Annotated in this window: 1 protein-coding gene; it reads left to right on the top strand. The window is 59.8% G+C overall.

Features of this window, described 5'->3' with window-relative positions:
- A partial coding sequence (locus tag E8D38_RS28040) for an SMIM14 family protein (protein ID WP_219851895.1) occupies positions 1-448 on the top strand: 448 nt, incomplete at its 5' end.
- Positions 449-612 lie beyond the last annotated feature (164 nt).

Genomic DNA, 612 nt, shown 5'->3' with positions numbered 1-612 from the left:
GCCCGAAGTTACTCGCGGTCATGACGCCCAACCCCTCCATCGAGCGGACACACAACGGCGGGACGCAGTGGCGCGCTTCGGCCACACCGAGCGCGCCGTTGTGTGCCGCTCATGTCGAACGTTGGGCGTCATGAACATCGGGGAGTGCATGGGCAACGCATATGAACGCATCGAGCGAACCGAAAGTGCACAAGCGCTTGCGCTCGATCTAGAGAGCGTCCTGCTCGGCAGGATGGAACTCGCTCTTGTGCTGTCCCACCGAGAGAAGTACGGCGAGGCCATCGATGCTTGTCTTCACGGGCTGAATCACTTTCTTGCCGACGAAGACGTTCGGTCCAAGGACGCGGACTACAAGGCCATGCAGGAAGCCGCGATGCGTCGACTTATATCGCTCCTTCGCTCGGGGGCGTCCGCGGTCGAGCTTTCTGCGGAAGATTTTCTCAGGTGAGTCGCGTGCTTGCTAAGGTGTCGCTGTCGCAAATGACGCCCAACCCCTTGTATCTTCCCAATCATCCGACGTGAGTTGGTTTTCGCGGACAGTGCGCCAAACCAGACACCCCTGAGAGCACGAGCTCGTGATGGAGCAATAGGTCAACGCACTGGCCCGTCTTG

The sequence above is a fragment of the Methylibium rhizosphaerae genome (assembly GCF_006386545.1).
Classification (GTDB): domain Bacteria; phylum Pseudomonadota; class Gammaproteobacteria; order Burkholderiales; family Burkholderiaceae_C; genus Pseudorivibacter; species Pseudorivibacter rhizosphaerae.
This window is presented reverse-complemented; position numbering and strand designations above follow the sequence as displayed.